13 protein-coding genes and 2 pseudogenes are annotated in these 18,920 nt (G+C 72.6%); 12 read left to right on the forward strand and 3 right to left on the reverse strand.

The window, feature by feature from the left end:
* Window positions 1-95 precede the first annotated feature (95 nt).
* The 5 genes from Leucomu_RS07080 to Leucomu_RS07100 are packed head-to-tail and all read left to right on the forward strand — an operon-like array spanning window position 96 to window position 5,110.
* Window positions 96-1,136, forward strand: coding sequence for a FecCD family ABC transporter permease (locus Leucomu_RS07080; RefSeq protein WP_228407331.1), 1,041 nt, complete (start codon window positions 96-98; stop codon window positions 1,134-1,136).
* On the forward strand, window positions 1,133-2,185 hold the full coding sequence (locus Leucomu_RS07085; protein WP_128386781.1) for a FecCD family ABC transporter permease: 1,053 nt from the start codon (window positions 1,133-1,135) through the stop codon (window positions 2,183-2,185). The genes Leucomu_RS07080 and Leucomu_RS07085 overlap by 4 nt, the downstream gene beginning before the upstream one ends.
* A complete protein-coding gene (locus tag Leucomu_RS07090) occupies window positions 2,182-3,069 on the forward strand; it encodes an ABC transporter ATP-binding protein (protein WP_128386782.1) in 888 nt (295 codons plus the stop codon). The genes Leucomu_RS07085 and Leucomu_RS07090 overlap by 4 nt, the downstream gene beginning before the upstream one ends.
* Window positions 3,066-4,067: an iron-siderophore ABC transporter substrate-binding protein gene (locus tag Leucomu_RS07095; RefSeq protein ID WP_128386783.1), complete on the forward strand. Its 1,002-nt coding sequence runs from the start codon at window positions 3,066-3,068 to the stop codon at window positions 4,065-4,067. The genes Leucomu_RS07090 and Leucomu_RS07095 overlap by 4 nt, the downstream gene beginning before the upstream one ends.
* A gap of 56 nt (window positions 4,068-4,123) precedes the next feature.
* On the forward strand, window positions 4,124-5,110 hold the full coding sequence (locus Leucomu_RS07100; RefSeq protein ID WP_128386784.1) for a siderophore-interacting protein: 987 nt from the start codon (window positions 4,124-4,126) through the stop codon (window positions 5,108-5,110).
* Here Leucomu_RS07100 and Leucomu_RS07105 read toward each other — a convergent pair.
* Window positions 5,097-5,963 (reverse strand): aminotransferase class IV, encoded by an 867-nt coding sequence (locus Leucomu_RS07105; RefSeq protein ID WP_128386785.1) that lies wholly within the window; start codon window positions 5,961-5,963, stop codon window positions 5,097-5,099. The genes Leucomu_RS07100 and Leucomu_RS07105 overlap by 14 nt on opposite strands.
* A 130-nt stretch (window positions 5,964-6,093) precedes the next feature.
* Here Leucomu_RS07105 and Leucomu_RS07110 point away from each other — a divergent pair, with 130 nt between their 5' ends.
* The 6 genes and pseudogenes from Leucomu_RS07110 (at window position 6,094) to holA (ending at window position 16,097) form a co-directional block, all read left to right on the forward strand.
* Entirely contained in the window at window positions 6,094-7,620 is a 1,527-nt protein-coding gene (locus Leucomu_RS07110) for a chorismate-binding protein (protein ID WP_128386786.1), read from the forward strand.
* A gap of 72 nt (window positions 7,621-7,692) precedes the next feature.
* Window positions 7,693-10,257, forward strand: coding sequence for a leucine--tRNA ligase (leuS, locus tag Leucomu_RS07115; protein WP_194294575.1), 2,565 nt, complete (start codon window positions 7,693-7,695; stop codon window positions 10,255-10,257).
* Between the two features lie 806 nt (window positions 10,258-11,063).
* A pseudogene (locus tag Leucomu_RS15920) lies at window positions 11,064-11,321 on the forward strand (SLBB domain-containing protein); the annotation flags it as partial.
* A 127-nt stretch (window positions 11,322-11,448) separates the two neighbouring features.
* Window positions 11,449-11,634, forward strand: coding sequence for a ComEA family DNA-binding protein (locus tag Leucomu_RS15925; RefSeq protein ID WP_407656656.1), 186 nt, complete (start codon window positions 11,449-11,451; stop codon window positions 11,632-11,634).
* Window positions 11,635-11,657: 23 nt separating this feature from the next.
* A complete protein-coding gene (locus Leucomu_RS07120; protein WP_228407335.1) occupies window positions 11,658-14,540 on the forward strand; it encodes a ComEC/Rec2 family competence protein in 2,883 nt (960 codons plus the stop codon).
* Between the two features lie 549 nt (window positions 14,541-15,089).
* A complete protein-coding gene (gene holA, locus Leucomu_RS07125; RefSeq protein ID WP_128386788.1) occupies window positions 15,090-16,097 on the forward strand; it encodes a DNA polymerase III subunit delta in 1,008 nt (335 codons plus the stop codon).
* Between the two features lie 180 nt (window positions 16,098-16,277).
* On the opposite strand, the gene rpsT is transcribed toward holA, so the two are convergent.
* Together rpsT and Leucomu_RS07135 are read right to left on the reverse strand one after the other, a co-directional pair.
* Complete coding sequence (gene rpsT / locus Leucomu_RS07130) at window positions 16,278-16,538, reverse strand: 30S ribosomal protein S20 (RefSeq protein WP_128386789.1); 261 nt, start codon at window positions 16,536-16,538, stop codon at window positions 16,278-16,280.
* 176 nt (window positions 16,539-16,714) lie between these two features.
* A pseudogene (locus tag Leucomu_RS07135) lies at window positions 16,715-16,936 on the reverse strand (winged helix-turn-helix domain-containing protein); the annotation flags it as partial.
* A 124-nt stretch (window positions 16,937-17,060) separates the two neighbouring features.
* On the opposite strand from Leucomu_RS07135, the gene lepA reads away from it, so the two are divergent.
* Window positions 17,061-18,914 (forward strand): translation elongation factor 4, encoded by a 1,854-nt coding sequence (gene lepA, locus Leucomu_RS07140; protein WP_128386790.1) that lies wholly within the window; start codon window positions 17,061-17,063, stop codon window positions 18,912-18,914.
* Window positions 18,915-18,920: the final 6 nt, after the last annotated feature.

Below are 18,920 nucleotides of genomic sequence, written 5' to 3' on the forward strand. Positions count from 1 at the left end.
TGCCTGCGATTCTCCCGTGAGTTCATCAGATGAAGTGGGGTTAGGATACCCTCAGCTCCGTCGCACCCGGCGGAGACGAGACCGGGAGCCCTGCTGTGCACGCCACCACGACCGCGGAAGACACGCTGCGCGCCGCGTCGGCGATGAGGCGTCGTCGCGTCGTCGCGGTCGTGCTCGGCGTCGTGCTGCTCGCGGCGCTGGCGCTCGCGAGCCTGCTCGTCGGCTCCGGCCGCCTCAGCACCGCGGAAGCCTGGCGGCTGCTGTTCACGGATGACGGCGGGCCCGACGGCCTGATCGTCAGGGAGTACCGGGTGCCGCGCACCCTGCTCGCGATCGCGGTCGGCATCGCACTCGGCCTGTCGGGCGCGATCATCCAGGCGATCACGCGCAACCCCCTCGCCGACCCCGGCATCCTGGGCGTGAACGCCGGCGCCTACACGGCGGTCGTGTTCGCTGCGGCGTGGCTCGGATCCTCGCTCACCGGCGCCCACATCGCGTTCTCGCTCGCGGGCGCCCTCGTGGCCGCCCTCGTCGTCTACGGCATCGGCACCACGGGCCCCGCCGGCGGCACGCCGACGAAGCTCGTGCTCACCGGCACGGCCTTCGGCGCCGTGCTCACCGGCATCAGCTTCGCCGTCACCCTGACGCAGCCCGAGGTCTTCGACCGGGTGCGCTTCTGGGCGGCGGGATCGCTGCAGAACCGCCAGTTCGACACGCTGTGGGCGGTGCTGCCGTTCATCGTCGTCGGCGCTGCGATCGCCCTCGTACTGCCCCGCGCCCTGAACGCGCTCGCACTCGGCGACGACGTCGCGGTCGCGCTCGGATCGCGGCCCGCCGTCACCAAGCTCGCCGGAGTCACCGCCGTGACGCTGCTGTGCGGGGCCGCCACCGCCGCGGCCGGGCCCATCGCTTTCGTCGGGCTCATGGTGCCGCACGCCCTGCGCAGCATCGTCGGGCCGGATCAGCGCTGGATCCTGCCGCTCTGCCTGATCGCAGCCCCCGTGCTCATGCTCGCCGCCGACATCCTGGGGCGCGTCGCCGTATCCAGCGAGCTACCGGCGGGGGTGGTGACCGCCTTCCTCGGGGCGCCCGTGCTGATCGCGCTGACGCGGCGCAGGGGGGCGAGGGGACTGTGAAGGGGCAGCTGCACTGGCCGACCGCGATCAGACCCGTGCGCCTCGGCGGCTTCAGCGGAAGGCTCGAGGTGCGCGCCGCGTGGTGGACGGCCGCGGCCGCCCTCGCCGCCCTCGCGCTGGGGCTCTTCTCGGTGACGATCGGCAGCTCGGGGCTGGGCTTCGGCGATCTGCTCGCGGCGCTGAGCGGCCGGGCCGACGACGTGACCGCGCGCATCCTGCTGGAGTGGCGGCTGCCGCGGATCGTCTTCGCGCTGCTCGGGGGAGCGGCTCTCGCGGTCGCGGGCGCCGTCTTCCAGTCGATCACCCGTAACCCGCTCGGCAGCCCCGACATCATCGGCTTCTCGACGGGAGCGTACACGGGAGCGCTGCTCGTCTCGCTGGCCGCGGCGGGTAGCGCGCTCGGCACCGCGCTCGGCGCGCTGGCCGGCGGGCTGCTCACCGGCGCCGCCGTGTACCTGCTGGCCTACCGCCGCGGGGTGAGCGGCATGCGCATCATCGTGGTGGGCATCGGCGTCAGCCTCTTCCTCGGCGCATTCAACACCTGGCTGCTCACGGTGCTGCGCGTCGAGCAGGCGATCTCCGCCGCCAGCTGGGGGGCGGGGTCGCTCGCCGACATCTCGTGGGCGCACACGGTGCCGGTCGTCGTGAGCACACTCGTCGGCATCCCGCTCGTGCTGCTGCTCGCCGCCGACATGCGCATGCTCGAGATGGGCGACGACGCCGGGCGAGGGCTCGGCGTCGGTGCCGAGGCGGTGCGCCTGCGCATGCTGATCATCGCGATCGCGATGCTCGCCATCGTCACCGCGGCGGCCGGTCCGATCGCCTTCGTCGCCCTCGCCGCGCCGCAGCTCGCGATGCGCGTCACCGGCACGCCGGGCGTGCGCGTGCTGCCCGCCGCCGCGTTCGGCGCCCTGCTCCTCACCGCCTCGGACCTCGTGGCGCGCACCATCATCGCCCCCGAGCAGCTGCCCGTCGGCGTCGTCACGCTCTCAGTGGGCGGCGCCTATCTCGTGTGGCTGCTCGCCTCGTTCGGAAGGAAAGCCAGATGACCGAGCTACCCCGCCTGAGCGCAGGCGCGCCCCTGCCCGCCGCGCCCGAGTCCGCTGCGGACGCCGCGCCACGGCTGAGCGCCCACCGGCTGAGCGCTCAGCGGCTCAGCACCGGCTACGGCGACCGCAGCATCATCGAGCAGCTCGACCTCGACGTGCCGCCGGGCGAGTTCACCGCGATCATCGGGCCGAACGGCTGCGGCAAGTCGACGCTGCTGCGCTCGCTCGCGCGGCTGATCCAGCCCTCGGCGGGCGCGGTGCTGCTCGACGGCGAGGACATCGCGACGATCCGCGCCAAGGAGCTCGCACGCCGCATCGGCCTGCTGCCGCAGACCTCGATCGCACCCGAGGGCATCACGGTGATCGACCTCGTGAGCCGCGGCCGGCACCCCCACCAGAGCATCCTCAAGCGCTGGAGCCGGCACGATGAGGAGGCGGTGCGCGACGCGCTCGAGCGCACGCGCCTCACCGAGTTCGCGACGAGGATCGTCGACGAGCTCTCGGGCGGGCAGCGCCAGCGGGTCTGGATCGCGATGGCCCTCGCCCAGGAGACGCCCGTGCTGCTGCTCGACGAGCCCACGACCTACCTCGACATCTCGCACCAGATCGACGTGCTCAACCTGTGCGCCGGCCTGCAGCGCGAGGGGCGCACGCTCGTCGCGGTGCTGCACGACCTCAACCAGGCCGCCCGCTACGCGACGCACCTCGTCGCGGTCGACGGCGGGCGCATCGTGGCGCAGGGCGCCCCGCACGAGGTGGTCACCCCCGAACTGCTGCACGACGTCTTCGGCGTCGCCGCCCGCGTCATCGCCGACCCCGAGACCGGCGGCCCGCTCATCATTCCGCACGCCCCCGATATCCCCGCACCGAAGGAGCACTCATGACACACCTCCGCACCGCAGCCGCCGGGCTCGCGATCGCCGCGCTCGCCCTCACCGGCTGCTCGAACAGCGCCGGCGGCGGCGACACCGGCTCCGCCGAGGGGCTCCTCGGCACCGTGGCCGACACGATCTACGGACCCGTCGAGGTGCCCGAGCCCGACGACGGCGAGCTGACCGTCGTCGCGCTCGGCTGGTCGGACGCCGAGGTCGCGCTCTCCCTCGGCGTCGTGCCCGTCGCCGTCTCCGACTGGATGGCGCTCGGCGAGGAATCGCACGGCGTCGGCGCCTGGGCGCAGGACGCGCTCGACGGCGCCGACCCCACCGTCTTCGAGAACCCCTTCGGCGGATACGACTACGAGGCGATCCAGGCCCTCGACCCGGACGTGATCCTGAACACCCGATCCGCCGCCGACGAGGAGCAGTATCAGCGGCTCAGCTCGATCGCGCCCACCGTGTACGCCCCCGAGGGCACACCCGACTTCGGAACCTCGTGGGATGCGCAGGTCGAGCAGGTCGCTGCGGCCCTCGGCCTCGAAGACGAGGGGAAGCGAGTCGTCGAAGAGGTGCAGCAGGGCATCGCCGACGCGGCCGAGGCGCACCCCCAGTTCGACAGCGTCACGGCGGTCACCGGAACCAAGTTCGGCGACTCCTACGGCGCCTACATCGCCGGCGACTTCCGCTGGGACCTGCTCGCGGACCTGGGCTTCGAGCAGAACCCGCCGGTGCTCGACCTCGAACCCAGCGGCTTCTACGTCGAACTCTCGGCCGAGCAGATCAGCGCGCTCGACGCCGAGGCGGCGATCTTCTTCCCGATCGGCTACACGCTCGAGGAGATGCAGCAGGATCCGCTCGTCGGCTCGCTCGACGTCGTCAAGCAGGATCGCACCGTCTGGCTCGAAGAGGGCGACGAGCTGACGCAAGCGTTCAGCGCAGCGAGCCCGCTCTCGATCCCGATCGTCGTCGACGGCCTCGCGAGCCGACTCTCCGAGATCATCGGCTGAGCGCCCCCGATCGCCGGGGGCCGCAGATCGGCCCCCGGCGATCGACCGCATCCACGATGACTGCCCCCTCGCCCTACGTGCTCGCCCGCGTCTCGGTCTCCGAGGTCGTGCGGCTCTCGCCCGCCTTCATCCGCGTCGTCTTCGCCGGCCCAGACCTCGCCCAGGTCGGAATCGACGGCCCGATCTACGATCAGCGCATCAAACTCATCTTCCCGAGCGCCTCCGGAACCCTGCCGACGCTCGCGCCCGACGCGCACGACTGGTACGCGCAGTGGACCTCGCTTCCGGAGGAGCGCCGGGGATCCATGCGCACCTATTCGATCCGCCACCTCACCGGCTCCGGAGACGGCACGCGCCTCGCGGTCGACTTCGTGCTGCACCTCAGCCCGGGGCTCACCGGCCCCGCCTCGGCCTGGGCCGACGCCGCGCGCCGGGGCGACGAGATCCTGCTGCTTGCCCCGCGACGCGGCCAGGCCGGAGGGGGCATCGAGTTCGATCCCGAGGGCGCCTCCTCGCTGCTGCTCGTCGGCGACGAGACCGCCGCCCCCGCGATCGCGCGGATCCTCGAGGATCTGCCCGCCGAGGCGACGGGCGACGCGTTCATCGAGGTGCCCGGCCTCGAAGATCGCCTCGCCATCGACGCCCGATGCGACGTGCGCGTGCACTGGCTGCCCCGCGATGGCGCCGAGCACGGCGAGGCGCTACTGCCCGCCGTGCTGCGACATCTCGGAGCCGCGACCGGACCCGGGGGGCCGGAGCGCGAGGCCGCGGGCGACGAGCTCGTGTGGGAGACGCCGGAGCACCCGCCCGAGACCGGTCGCGGACCGGGGCACGCAGCGGAGGGCTTGGCCGGCGGAGACGACATCCGGGCCGCCGCAACCCGAGCCGGGGCCGCCGTCGACGGCGCGACCTACGCGTGGATCGCGGGCGAGAGCGGCGTGGTCACGGCACTCAGACGGCGCCTCGTGGGGGAGCTCGGCTTCGAGCGCTCGCGCGTCGCGTTCATGGGGTACTGGCGCCGCGGCGTCGCTATGCGGTCGTAAACTCTCCGCCCTGCGCGAGGGGCTGCCAGCAGCGGTCGAGCGCCTCGCGGAACCAGCGCAGCCGCCGTTCCTCGGGCGGGGCCTGCGGCACGCCGTCGATCGCGGCGACCAGCCGGATGCCGTGCAGCGCGTTCACCGCCCAGACCTCGTGGCGCGCGAGCTCCGCGACGGTGGCGCTGCGGGGTTGCGGGCGGCCCACCCGTCCGCGGCGGGGCGTCTCGCCGAGCAGACGGCGGCCGCCCGCCTCGACCAGCAGCCGCTCGGTCACCGACCGCACTCGGCGGCTGCTCGCCGACACCGCGCCGCGGGGCTCCCGATCGTCGCCGGCGCGGGGCCACCAGAGCAGGCTCGTGGTCGCGCCCTCGACCGCGCGACCGCGCCAGTCGACGAGCAGCGCCTCGGCTCCGAGCCGGCGGTTCACCGCCGTCAGCCGATCGAGGTTCGGGCCCTTGCGCTCCGGGTGTTCGAGGGGGAGCGGAGGCGCGGTGCGCAGTTCGATGGCGGTGCGCAGCTCGGGCAGCGGTCGCAGCGAGAGGCCGAACTCGGGAGCGCGATCCGCCGCGCCCCGCAGCTCGAGCCGAGGAAAGCCCTCGCCGTACGCCGCGATGCGTGGCAGCGCCTCTGCGAGGAACGCATCGACGGCGGCGTGTGCGGCGGACTCGCGGGAGTCCGGGGCGCGCAGCGCCGGGCGGGGATCCGGCGCGGGCGGCTCCCCGAGCAGCGCCTCGATCGCCGACCGCCTGAACCGCTCGACGTGCAGTGAGAGCCCGCGCACCTCGGCGCCCCCGGTGCGGAGGTTCACCCGTACCCGGAACGAGTCGGCCACCAGCAGTGCGCCAGGAGAAGTTGCCACGCGCTCAGACTACCGCCGGTGCGGGCGTGCGCGCCCGGGGCGGGGGGCCGGGGCGAGTGAGAGCAGGGGGAGCGAGTCGCGATCGGGGGCGACGGCCGTGGAGCGGGAGCGGTCTCGGTAGGGTGGTCGGGTGACGGGGAGACGGGCCTGGCCGAGCGACGCGGAGGAGATCGCGCGCGTGCTCGCCGCGAGCGGCCGGCCCTGGGTCTGGTTCGACGGCGCGGCGGCGGCCCCGGGTGAGCCCCGGGTGAGCTACCTCGGGGTGGCGAGCGAGCTGCGGATCGCCGAGACCGGCCTGGAGCGCGAGTTCCTGGCGGGGTTGCGGGCGGCGCCGGGGGCGGCCGCGGTGACGACCGCGGTGCCGGGCCTGCAGTCGGGCTGGGCCGTCGCGCTGGCGTACGAGTTCGGCGTGGCGCTGCTCGACCCCGTTGCGGGCGGTGATCTCGGAGACGGCGGCAGAGGCGGCGGCGGCCGGCCGACGGGGATCGGCGGCGCGGCCGACGGCGACTGCGACGAGGGCCCTGCCGGGGCGCCCGGCTTCGCGCTGCGCCTCGACGGCGTGCTCGCGATCGACCACGACCGCGGGGCGGTCGAGCCGCGGGGCGACACGTCCGAGCTCGCCGCCCTGCTCGGCCCCGCGTCTCTCGGCTCTGGCCCGTATCTCGGACCGGAGAGCCCTGATTGCTCCGAGGCATCGGCGAGCTCCGAGACATCGGCGGGATCCGAGAGGTCGGCGGGATCCGAGGCCACGGCCGTGCCGGCCGCTGCGGGCAGCGACTGCGCCGCTCGACCCGGCCCTTCTGCCGCTGCACCCCGGTGGCGCCGCACCGACGCCGCCTACGCGGCCGAGGTCGAGGCCTGCCGATCCGCGATCCGCGACGGCGAGGCCTACGTGCTGTGCCTCACCGACACCGCCGAGATGCGCGGCGACTTCGACCCGCTCGAACTCTTCCTGCGGCTGCGGGCGGGCGGCGGCGCGGTGCGCGGCGGCGTCATCGTGGCGGGAGACCGCGCACTCGTGAGCGCGAGCCCCGAGCGCTTCCTGAGCGCGCGGGGCCGACGGATCCTCACCCACCCGATCAAGGGCACGCGGCCGAGAGGCGCGACGCCCGACGCCGACGCCGCTCTCGCCGCGCAGCTCGCGAGCGATCCGAAGGAGCGGGCCGAGAACCTCATGATCGTCGACCTCATGCGCAACGACCTCAGCCGCGTGTGCGAGGTCGGCTCGGTGGGGGTCGAGGGCTTCCTGCGCGTCGAGACCCACCCCCACGTGCATCAGCTCGTGAGCACCGTCGGCGGCGAGCTGCGGGCGGGTCGAGATGTCTTCGACGCGATCGAGACGTGCTTCCCCGGCGGCTCGATGACGGGCGCGCCCAAGCGGCGCGCGGTCGAGATCCTGCGGCAGCTCGAGGGCGCCCCGCGCGGGCTCTACGCCGGCTGCTTCGGCTGGGTGGACGACGGCGGAGACGCCGAGCTCGCCATGACGATCCGCAGCGTCGAGCTGCGCGCCGGTGGAGCCGGGCCGGGTGCGGCGCGCATCGGCGCAGGGGGCGGGGTCACCGCCGACTCCGATCCCGAGCGGGAGACCGCCGAGAAGCACCTCAAAGCCGCGCCGCTCCTCGCCGCGCTCGCGCCGCGCGAACCGCGGTCACGGTAGCGCGGTCGCCGCGGCGAGCCCCGCCCGGGGGGGGGGGGGCGGGCGCGCCCGCATCCGCGGTATTCTTGAGGAATGTGTGCGAGCCCGCGGCAGTGGGCGATCCCGAACGAGATCGAGGTGTGTGTGACCGAGCAGCAGGCGCGTGAGGCCGAGGGCTACGACTTCCGGGCGATCCAGGACCGCTGGCTCCCCGTCTGGGACGAGCTGAAGCCCTTCGAGGTGAGCCGCGACAGCGACCGTCCCACCAAGTACGTGCTCGACATGTTCCCGTACCCGTCGGGCGACCTGCACATGGGTCATGCCGAGGCGTTCTGCTTCGGAGACGTGCTCGCCCGCTACTGGCGCGGACGCGGCTACGACGTGCTGCACCCCATCGGCTGGGACTCCTTCGGCCTGCCCGCCGAGAACGCCGCCATCAAGCGCGGCGTCGACCCCCGCGAGTGGACCTACGCCAACATCGACCAGCAGAAGGCGTCGTTCCGCGCCTACGCGCCGTCGTTCGACTGGAGCCGCGTGCTGCACACGAGCGACCCCGAGTACTACAAGTGGAACCAGTGGTTGTTCCTCAAGATGTACGAGAAGGGCCTCGCCTACCGCAAGGCGAGCTGGGTCAACTGGGATCCGGTGGACCAGACGGTGCTCGCCAACGAGCAGGTGCTCGCCGACGGCACCTCCGAGCGCTCCGGCGCGATCGTGGTCAAGAAGAAGCTCACCCAGTGGTACTTCCGCATCACCGACTACGCGGATCGCCTGCTCGACGACCTCGACCAGCTCGAGGGCCAGTGGCCCTCCAAGGTGCTGAACATGCAGCGCAACTGGATCGGCCGCTCGCGCGGCGCCGAGGTGGAGTTCGAGATCGAGGGCCGCGCCGAGAAGGTGCCCGTCTTCACGACCCGACCCGACACGCTGCACGGCGCGACCTTCATGGTCGTCGCCCCCGACTCCGACCTGGCCGCCGAACTCGCCTCCGGCGCCTCGCCCGAGGTGCGCATGCAGTTCCAGGCATACCTCGAGCAGACGCAGAAGCAGACCGAGATCGAACGCCAGAACGCCGACCGTGAGAAGACCGGCGTCTTCCTCGACCACTTCGCCGTCAACCCCGTGAACGGCGAGCGCATCCCCGTCTGGGCCTCCGACTACGTGCTCGCCGACTACGGCCACGGCGCGATCATGGCAGTGCCCGCGCACGACCAGCGCGACCTCGACTTCGCACTCAAATTCGAGCTGCCCGTGCGCGTGGTGCTCGACGTGCGCGACGAAGACGGCGCTCGGCTGCCGGACCCCGCCGAGAGCGGCGTCGCACTCGTCGGCGACGGCACGCTCGTCAACTCGGCCGAACTCGACGGCCTCGCCAAGACCGACGCGATCGCGAAGTCCATCGAGGTGCTCGAGCAGCGCGGCACCGGTCGCGCCGCCACCACCTATCGTCTGCGAGACTGGCTGATCTCGCGTCAGCGCTACTGGGGCACCCCCATCCCGATCTTGCACGGCGCCGGCGGCGAGATGAAGCCCGTCGACCAGTCGTCGCTGCCCGTCGAGCTGCCCTCATCCGAGGGGCTCGACCTCAAGCCGAAGGGTTCCTCACCGCTCGGCGCCGCGACCGAGTGGGCCACCGTCGTCGACCCCGAGACCGGCGAGAGCTGGACGCGGGATCCCGACACCATGGACACCTTCGTCGACAGCTCCTGGTACTACCTGCGATTCCTGTCGGCGAACGACGACACCCAGGCCTTCGACCCGGCCGAGGCGAAGCGCTGGGGGCCCATCGACCAGTACGCGGGCGGCGTCGAGCACGCGATCCTGCACCTGCTCTACTCGCGCTTCATCACCAAGGTGCTGCACGACCTCGGCTACCTCGAGTTCGAGGAGCCCTTCACCGCGCTGCTGAATCAGGGCATGGTGCTGCTCGACGGCGCCAAGATGTCGAAGTCGAAGGGCAACCTCGTCGAGTTCGCGAGCGAGCTGCGCGAGCACGGCGCCGACGCGCTGCGCGTCACCCTCGCGTTCGCCGGCCCGCCCGAGGACGACATCGACTGGGCCGACGTGTCCGTGCAGGGCTCGGCGAAGTTCCTCGCGCGCGCCTGGCGCATCGCCGATGACGTGCAGAGTTCCGGCGCGCCCGTCGGCGCCTCGTTCGCCGGCGGCGACGCGGCACTGCGCAAGCACACCCATCACCTGCTGGGCGACGCACCCGGGCTCGTCGAGGCCTACAAGTTCAACGTCGTCGTCGCCCGCCTCATGGACCAGGTCAACGTCACCCGCAAGGCCATCGACTCGGGCTGCGGCGTCGCCGATCCGGCCGTGCGCGAATCGGCCGAGGCGATCGCTCTCATCCTGTCGCTCTTCGCGCCCTACGCCGCCGAAGACATGTGGGCGAAGCTCGGGCATGAGCCCACCGTCGCGCTCGTCGAGTGGCCCGTGGCCGACCCGTCGCTGCTCGTCGAGGACGAGGTGACGATGGTGGTGCAGGTCGACGGCAAGGTGCGGGATCGCCTCACGCTGCCGGCGTCGGTGACCGAGGCCGAAGCCGAGTCCGCCGCCCGCGCCTCAGCGGCCGTGCAGCGCGCGATCGGCGACCGCGAGGTCGTGAACGTCGTGGTGCGCGTGCCGAAGATCGTGAGCATCGCCACGAAGTAGGGGCGGCGGTCGGCGCGTCGGAGCCGAGACCCGCGCGCTCGGTCACGTCGCGGCGCGCCCGTGGTGCCCGCCTCGGGTCGGTGCTGGTTCGCCGACGTGCGGGTTTGCTGGCGTGCTGACTGGTTCGTCGGCTGGCCGGTTTGCGGGCAGGCTGATTCGCGTGCTGACTGGCTGGCCGGCCTGCTCGCGTGCGGCGGTGGTGTCGTGCGTACGGCGGCCCTCGCGCGGGTTGCGCCGCCCGTGCGCGTCGTTTCGGCGACGTCGTTCACAGGAGACCGTTCCGCGGGTGGGGCGAACACTTCTCCACAGATGCGCTCCATCGGCCCGGATGCTCCGCTCGCGCCGCCTAGCGTGGGCGCATGAGCCACTGGGAGCAGCTGCACGAGCGTCGCACGGAGACGGCGGCGGGGTCGCCTGCCGGCGCCGGGCCCCGGCATCGCAGCCCGCACCGAGCAGTGCCGTCGGCGCCCGAGGGCGGGGGTGCTGCGCCGGCGCGGCCGACTGCGACGGCGCGGTACGCTGAGTCGGCAGAACCGGAGGCGATCCACGGTGCCGTCGACTCCGATCCGCACTCGCGGCCCTGGAACTCAGAGGCGATCCTGGAGCGCGGACTGTGGCGGGAACGACCCGCTGCGGTGGCTGCGCACGGGGCGCCGCCCGCACTCGAGCAGCACGATGCGGTCTCGCCTCGACGGCGCCTCAGCCGAGCGGTCGCCGTGCCCGTGCTCGCCGGCGCCACGGTGCTGGTCGTCGCCGTGCTGATCGCCATCGCAGTCGTGGCGCTGCGGCCGGGCGGTGCCGGTGCGATGCTCGACGCGAGTGCGAGCGACGGGGGAGCGGCGGGCGCGGGCGTCGACGGGGCCGCCGCCGATGGGAGCGCCGGGTCCGCGGGTCCGGGCAGCGCCGCGAACGGCGATGCCGCCGCGGGCGGCGTTCGCGCTGCGCCGTTGTACGTCCACGTGGTGGGCGAGGTGGTGAGCCCTGGCGTGGTCGAGCTGCAGGCCGGCACCCGCGTCGCCGAGGCCATAGAGGCGGCCGGGGGAGCGACCGGCGCCGCCGTGCTCTCGGGTGTGAACCTGGCCCGCGCGGTCGCCGACGGCGAGCAGATCGTCGTGCCGAACGCTCAGCAGGTCGCAGAGGGCGCGCGCGATCGGGCAGCCGGATGCGGGCGGTGCAGGCGAAAGCGGGGTCATCGACCTCAACACGGCGGATGCCACCGCCCTCGAGGCCCTGCCGAGGGTTGGCCCGGCGCTCGCTCAGCGCATCATCGAATGGCGCGCCGCGAACGGCCGCTTCGCCTCGATCGACCAGCTGCTCGAGGTGCCGGGGATCGGGGCGAAGACGCTCGACGGATTCAGAGAGCTGGTGCGGGTGTGAACGGTGCGGGGTCGCGGCGGGCGATGCCCCGCACGGACGCCGCGGCGCCGGCACTGCGCATCGGGCACGAGGTCGAGCGCGAGGTCGAGCCCGAGGCAGTCGTGCCGGAGGTCGTGCCGCACCGCGCCCCGGCTGCCTCGCGCACGCGATCACCGCCGGGCAGCTGGCGGCTGTTCGGCCCGGCCCTGCTCGTCTGGGCGGCCGCGGCCTTCGCCGTGGTGAACCCCGGCACCGGCCGCTGGATCGCGGTGGCCGCGATCGGGGCAGGAGCGCTGATGATCGCGCTCGCGGTGATCGCAGCCGGTGCTGGCGTCGCCGCGGGGGCCCGTTCCGCCGGCGGCACGGAGCACGGGGCGACCCGGGCGACCGGTACGAGCGGTACGCCTCTGCGGGCGGAGGCGCATCGGTCGGTCGGAGCTTCGGAGGAGCACGGTGCGGCCGAGACGGCCGGGCGCGTGCTCGCGGGTCGGGAAGCCGGCGGTCGGTCGGCCGTGGGGCGGCGACGGGGCGCACGCGGCAGCACCCGGGGTTTCGCGATGGCGGGCTGGGCGGCGCGCACCGCGCTGCGGCACGGTGCCGTGCTGTGCGCAGCGCTCGCGCTGCTGGGTGCGAGCATCGACTCCGGTGAGTGGGCGCGCGCGGATCCGCGACTCGCCGGGGCCGCCGCAGAGCAGCGCGAGCTGCGCCTCGACGTCGTGCTGCGGGGATTCCCGCGTTCGCAGCCGGCCGAGTTCGGCGGCGAGCGAGGCTGGGTGGCGGCGGCGGTGCCGACGCCTCGCGGCGAGGTGCCGATCGTGCTCTGGCTGAGCGCCGAGACGGAGATCGAGTCGAGCGCCGACACGGAGACCGAACGGGGCTCCGAAGCGGTGAACGAGTCGAGTGCGGGTGCGGTGAACGGGTCGAGTGCCGGTGGACGCGCGAGCTGGGCGCCAGGCACGCGTCTGATCGTGCACGGGGTTGCCGTGCCGCTCGAACCCGGTGCGGCGGCCGCCTACGGCGTCAGGGTGGGCTCGGCTCGGGGCGAGCCCGCGAGCGGTTGCCTCGATGGGGTCGTCGCCGATGTCGGGACGGCGGCCGCCGATCTTCGCGGCGGGCTGCGCGAGGCCGCGGCGCAGGTGCCGGGCGCTGAGCTGGTGCCGGGGCTCGCGGTGGGCGACACCGCCCTCGTCGGGGCGCCGCTCGAACTGCGCATGCAGCAGAGTTCGCTCACCCACCTGGTCGCCGTATCGGGCGCCAACTGCGCGCTCGTGACCGGCGCCGCGATCTGGCTCGCCGGCCTGCTGGGCGCTGGGCGTCGCCTGAGAATCGCACTCGCGGGGATGATGCTCGCGGGCTTCGTGTTCGTTGTGGGGCCCGACGCCAGCGTGCAGCGCGCCGCCGTGATGGGCGCGGTCGTGCTCGCCTCCGGCTTCGGGGGCAGACGAGCGGTCGCGCTGCCCGCGCTCGGCGCCGCGATGCTCCTGATGCTGCTCACCGAGCCCTGGCAGGCGCTGCAGCCGGGCTTCGCGCTGTCGGTCGCGGCGACGGCCGGCATCCTGCTGCTCGTCCCCGAGATCGTGCGCCTGCTTCGGCGGGTGGCGCCGGTACCGCGGTGGATCGTGCTGCCCGTGGCCGTCGCGCTGTCGGCCCAGCTCGCGTGCGGGCCGTTGCTGCTGCTCCTGCAGCCGGGGATCCCCGCGGTGGGTGTGCTCGCAAACGTGCTCGCGGGCCCTGCCGTGCCGCTCGGCACGGGCCTCGGCCTGATCGCGCTGCTGGCGCTCCCGATCTCGCCGACGCTGGGAGAGGAGGCCGTAGCGGTCGCCGGTCTGCCCGCGCGGTGGATCTCCGCGACGGCCGAGGTCACGGCGCAGCTGCCGCTCGCGCGCTGGCCGTGGCCGGACGGCTGGGCCGGGGCGCTGCTGCTCGCCTTCGTCGAGCTCGCACTGCTGGCGGCGTGGTCGTTCGCCGCCCACCGGATCAGGCTTCCCGAGGATCGCGCGGCCGGTCGCGTGCCCTGGCGCGGGTGGCGACAGCTCTCGACGCGCGGTCGCGCGGTCGTCGCGGTGCTGCTCTGCGCGGCCGCCGGAACCTTCTCAGGGCCGGTGCTCGTCGCGCCGGCCGTCGCGAGAATCGGCACACCCTCGGACTGGTTCGTCGTCGCCTGCGATGTAGGGCAGGGTGATGCGATCCTGCTGCGCGACCCCGACCGTCCGGCCGAGGTGATGCTCGTCGACACGGGCGACGACCCCGCGCTGCTGCGCATCTGCCTCGACCGCTTCGGTGTGACGCGCATCGCCCTGCTCGTGCTCACCCACGACGATCGTGACCACGTGGGAGCCCTGAGCGAGGTGATCCACACGGTCGAGGCCGCGCTGGTCGCCCCCGACAATCGCGAAGACGGTGGGTCTCGACCGGTGCTCGCGCAACTGCGCGCCGCCGGTGTGCCGCACCGGACCGGTGAGACCGGGCTGCGCGGCGGTGGCACGGGTCTCGGCTGGGAGGTGCTCGCGCCCGCACCGGGCGCCGTGCCCGCCGACTCGAACGCCGCCAGTCTCGTGCTGCGCGTCGAGGCCGGCGGGGCGCTGGTGATGCTGCTCGCCGACACCGGCGAAGACGAGCAGCGCGCGTTGCGCGCCGGCGGCGCCGATCTCAGCGCCGCGGTCGTGAAGATCGCGCACCACGGCAGCCGGGACCAGGATCCGGTGCTGGCCGGCGCCATCGGCGCCGAACTGGCGCTCGTCTCGGTGGGCGCGGGTAACGGCTACGGACACCCCGCGGCCGCCGCGCTCGCCGCCTTCGCCCGGGTCGGAGCCCGCCCGCTGCGCACAGACCGTCACGGATCCCTCGCGATCAGCGGCTCGCCGGGTGAGCTACGCGCTTGGGCGGAGCGGACCTCCGCCTCGTCGCCCGAGACCGCTGCCCCCTGAGTTCGCCGCCCTCTGAGTTTGCGGCTTCCTCAGACCGTCACCCCGCCGCCTCGGCGAGAACCGCCCGCCCGTGTCGTCGTTCCCCGCGCCGGCCCTCGCCCTTCGCCGCCCCGCCCGCCGCGCCCGCCGTTGCCTCCGTTCAGGCCGCTCCCTTCGGACCCCTCCGTTCCGTCTGTTCCGTCTGTTCCCTCCGTTCCTTTCGTTCCGGTCGGTTCTCTTCGGTTCCTCCACCCCCGGTCTCCGCTTCCCGGCTCCGGCCTGCCTCGCCTCACGCACCGATCGACCTTCACGCACCGATTTCTCCGGGATTGAGGTGCTTGAGCGTGAATCGGTGCGGCGGGGGAAGGATATTGCAGGCGCGCGGTGCGGTGGGGAGGGATATGCGGGCGGGTCGGGGCCGGGATCGCCCGACCTCGGGCGTCGTGCCGGGCGGCGTGCGGGGCGCCGCGGGAGGCCGCTCCGGAAGGCGGCGTGCGGAGCGCCCCCGCGAGGCCGCCCCAAGGCCGCCCCGGAGACCCGGCACCGGGGCCGGGCGAGTAGGGTTGAGGGGTGGCAGCAGCACGAGGAGCGAAGAGCAAGATCCCGCAGCTCGACTGGACCGAGGCGCGCCCCGCGCCGGTGGTGCTGGTGAGCGGCCCAGAGGGCTTTCTCGCCGACCGCGCGGGCCAGGCGATCCGCGCCGCGCTGCTCGAGGCGAACACCGACCTCGAGGTGCACGACGTCGACGCCGCCTCGTACACCTCGGGCGAGCTGTTCACGATCGCGAGCCCGTCGCTGTTCGCCGAGCCTCGGCTGATCCGGGTCGAGGGCGTCGAGAAGTGCTCGGACGCGTTCATCGAGGACGCGAAGCGCTACGTCGCCGAGCCCGCCGATGACACCACCCTGGTGCTGCGCCATGCGGGAGGTCAGCGCGGCAAGGCGCTGCTCGACGCGGTGCGCGGGGGAGCGGTCGGCGGCATCGAGGTGGTCTGCGCCGAGGTGAAGAAGGATCAGGATCGCCTGGGGTTCGCGCAGGCCGAGTTCCGCAGGCTCGGGGCGCAGATCACGCCCGGTGCGCTGCGCATGATCGTGGCCGCCTACTCGGGCGGCATCGGGGAGCTCGCGGGGGCCTGCGCGCAGCTCGTATCGGACGCCGGATCGAGGCTCACCGAGGAAGAGGTGAACCGGGCGACCGAGGGCCGGGTCGAGACCAACGCCTTCAAGGTCGCCGACGCCGCGACGGCGGGGCGCGCCGCGGACGCCCTCGTGCTGCTGCGGCAGGCGCTCTCGACAGGCACCGACCCGATCCCGATGCTCGCCGCGCTCAATATGAAGGTGCGCGCGATGGCGCGGGTGTACGGCGCCGTCGGTTCGAGCGGGCAGCTCGCGAAGGAGCTCGGCATGGCGCCGTGGCAGGTGGATCGTGCGCTGCGCGAGGTGCGCGGCTGGCGCGAGGAGGACCTCGCCCGCTGCATCGACCTGGCCGCCGAGACGGAGTGGTTGCTGAAGGGCGGCAGCCGCGACCCCGAGTACGCGCTCGAGAAGTACCTGCTGTTCGTGGCGAAGCGCGGCCGCTAGCTCGAGCTCACCCGTCGAGACTGCCCATTCCTATCGAGTCGGCCTGATTGTCGCGCGAATGATAGGCCGACTCGGTGCAAATGGGCCGACTGAGCGAGTGCGAACGTCGCACCGCCCGGATACACGAAGAGACCCCGCCGAGGCGGGGTCTCTTCGTGAAACCGCGGAAGAACCGGTCGCTTAGAGCGCGGCCACCTGAGTGGCGAGCTTCGACTTGCGGTTCGCGGCCTGGTTCTTGTGGATGACGCCCTTCGAAACGGCCTTGTCGAGCTTCTTGCTGGCGAGGGCGAGCTTCTGCTCGGCCACGGCCTTGTCGCCGGCGGCGATGGCTTCGCGGGCGGCGCGCACGACGGTGCGGAGCTCGCTCTTGTAAGCCTTGTTGCGCTCGGTCGCCTTGCGGTTGGTCTTGATGCGCTTGATCTGCGACTTGATGTTTGCCACGTTGAATAGTGTCCTTTAGGTACAGGTTTGACGGTTGTTCCGCGCGGCGAGAGAGGGCACCTCGCGGGTTGTGTGGATTTCACCACACGCAAGCCAAGAATCAACTTTAGCAGAAGCGAACGCAGGAGTCTCGATTCCGGCACCGTGTCGGAGCCGCGCTGCGTCGGCGCAGCCGCTCATTCCTCGTCGCGCTGCAGTCGGTACCCCATGCCGGGCTCGGTCAGCAGGTACCTCGGCTCGGCGGGCTGCGGCTCCAGCTTCTTGCGCAGCTGGGAGAGGTAGAGGCGCAGATAGCCGGTGTCCTTTGCGTGTTCGGTGCCCCAGATGCGGGTGAGGAGCATCTGCCGGGTGACGAGTCTGCCTGAGTTCCTGATCAGCAGCTCCATGATCTGCCGCTCGGCGGCCGCGGCTGCGGCGATCCTCACGGTTTCCATACGGCCCGGGCTCCGATGCTCACGGAACCCGCGCGCCCGCGCGCTCCGCGGAGAGCCGGGCCCCGCCGCTGTGGGATAATGGCGGGCAATGTCTCCTCGCAGTGTGAACCCCCCAGTGCCGGCGTCGACCGACCCCGCGCAGATCCGCAACTTCTGCATCATCGCGCATATCGACCACGGCAAGTCGACGCTGGCCGACCGCATGCTGCAGATCACGGGCACCGTCTCGGATCGCGACATGCGCGCGCAGTACCTCGATAACATGGATATCGAGCGCGAGCGCGGCATCACCATCAAGTCGCAGGCCGTGCGCATGCACTGGTCGCTCGGCGGCGGCGAGTACGCCCTCAACATGATCGACACCCCCGGCCACGTCGACTTCAGCTACGAGGTGTCGCGCTCGCTCGCCGCGTGCGAGGGCGCGATCCTGCTGGTCGACGCCGCGCAGGGCATCGAGGCGCAGACCCTCGCCAACCTGTACCTGGCGATGGAGAACGATCTCGAGATCATCCCGGTGCTCAACAAGATCGACCTGCCGGCGGCCGACCCCGAACGGGTGGCGCGCGAGATCGCGGATCTCATCGGGGGCGACCCCGACGACATCCTGAAGGTCTCGGGCAAGACGGGCGCCGGCGTCGAGGAGCTGCTGGATCGTGTGGTCGAGCGCATCCCGGCGCCGGTGGGCGAGATCGACGCCCCCGCCCGCGCCATGATCTTCGACTCCGTCTACGACCCCTATCGCGGCGTGGTCACCTACGTGCGCATGGTCGACGGGCGCCTGACGCCGCGCGAGAAGATCCTCATGATGTCGACGAAGGCCGAGCACGAGGCCCTCGAGATCGGCGTGTCCGCTCCCGGGCCCACGCCGACGAAGGGGCTCGCGGTGGGCGAGGTCGGCTACCTCATCACGGGTGTGAAAGACGTGCGCCAGTCGAAGGTGGGCGACACCGTCACGACCAAGCTGCGGGCGGCGCAGGATCCCCTGCCCGGCTACACCGACCCGAAACCGATGGTGTTCTCGGGCCTCTACCCGCTCGACGGCAGCGACTACCCGATCCTGCGCGAGGCGCTCGACAAGCTCAAGCTGTCCGACGCGGCCCTGCAGTACGAACCCGAGACCTCGGTCGCGCTGGGATTCGGCTTCCGCTGCGGCTTCCTCGGGCTGCTGCACCTCGAGATCATCTCCGAGCGCCTGCGCCGAGAGTTCGACCTCGACCTCATCGCCACCGCGCCGAGCGTGATCTACCAGGTCACCACCGACGACGGCAAGGAGGTCACGGTTACCAACCCGTCTGAGTACCCCGACGGCAAGATCGCGAGCGTGCGCGAGCCGGTCGTGAAGACCGCGATCCTCGCACCCAAGGACTATGTGGGCGCGATCATGGAGCTCTGCCAGAGCCGCCGCGGCAGCCTCATGGGCATGGAGTACCTCGGCGAGCGAGTCGAGCTGCGCTACAGCATGCCGCTCGGCGAGATCGTGTTCGACTTCTTCGACCACCTCAAGAGCCGCACGCAGGGGTATGCGAGCCTCGACTACGAGCCGATGGGCGACCAGGAGGCCGATCTCGTGAAGGTCGACATCCTGCTGCAGGGCGACAAGGTCGACGCGTTCAGCGCGATCGTGCACCGCGACAACGCCTACCACTACGGCACGATGATGGCCGAGCGGCTGCGCAAGCTGATTCCGCGGCAGCAGTTCGAGGTGCCCATCCAGGCGGCGATCGGCGCCCGGGTCATCGCCCGCGAGACCATCCGCGCGATCCGCAAGGACGTGCTCGCCAAGTGCTACGGCGGCGACATCAGCCGCAAGCGCAAGCTGCTCGAGAAGCAGAAGGAGGGCAAGAAGCGCATGAAGATGGTCGGCCGCGTCGAGGTGCCGCAGGAAGCCTTCATCGCCGCGCTCTCGGGCGACGTGGAGGGCAAGGAGACCTCGAAGAAGTGAGGGTGA

It is taken from the genome of Leucobacter muris, from assembly GCF_004028235.1.
Lineage (GTDB): Bacteria > Actinomycetota > Actinomycetes > Actinomycetales > Microbacteriaceae > Leucobacter > Leucobacter muris.

Coding starts and splice junctions, on each gene's coding strand:
- Leucomu_RS07100 (WP_128386784.1), top strand. CDS start 4,124: ATGACTGCCCCCTCGCCCTACGTGCTCGCCCGCGTCTCGGTCTCCGAG.
- Leucomu_RS07095 (WP_128386783.1), top strand. CDS start 3,066: ATGACACACCTCCGCACCGCAGCCGCCGGGCTCGCGATCGCCGCGCTC.
- Leucomu_RS07090 (WP_128386782.1), top strand. CDS start 2,182: ATGACCGAGCTACCCCGCCTGAGCGCAGGCGCGCCCCTGCCCGCCGCG.
- Leucomu_RS07120 (WP_228407335.1), top strand. CDS start 11,658: ATGCCCCGCACGGACGCCGCGGCGCCGGCACTGCGCATCGGGCACGAG.
- lepA (WP_128386790.1), top strand. CDS start 17,061: ATGTCTCCTCGCAGTGTGAACCCCCCAGTGCCGGCGTCGACCGACCCC.
- leuS (WP_194294575.1), top strand. CDS start 7,693: ATGTGTGCGAGCCCGCGGCAGTGGGCGATCCCGAACGAGATCGAGGTG.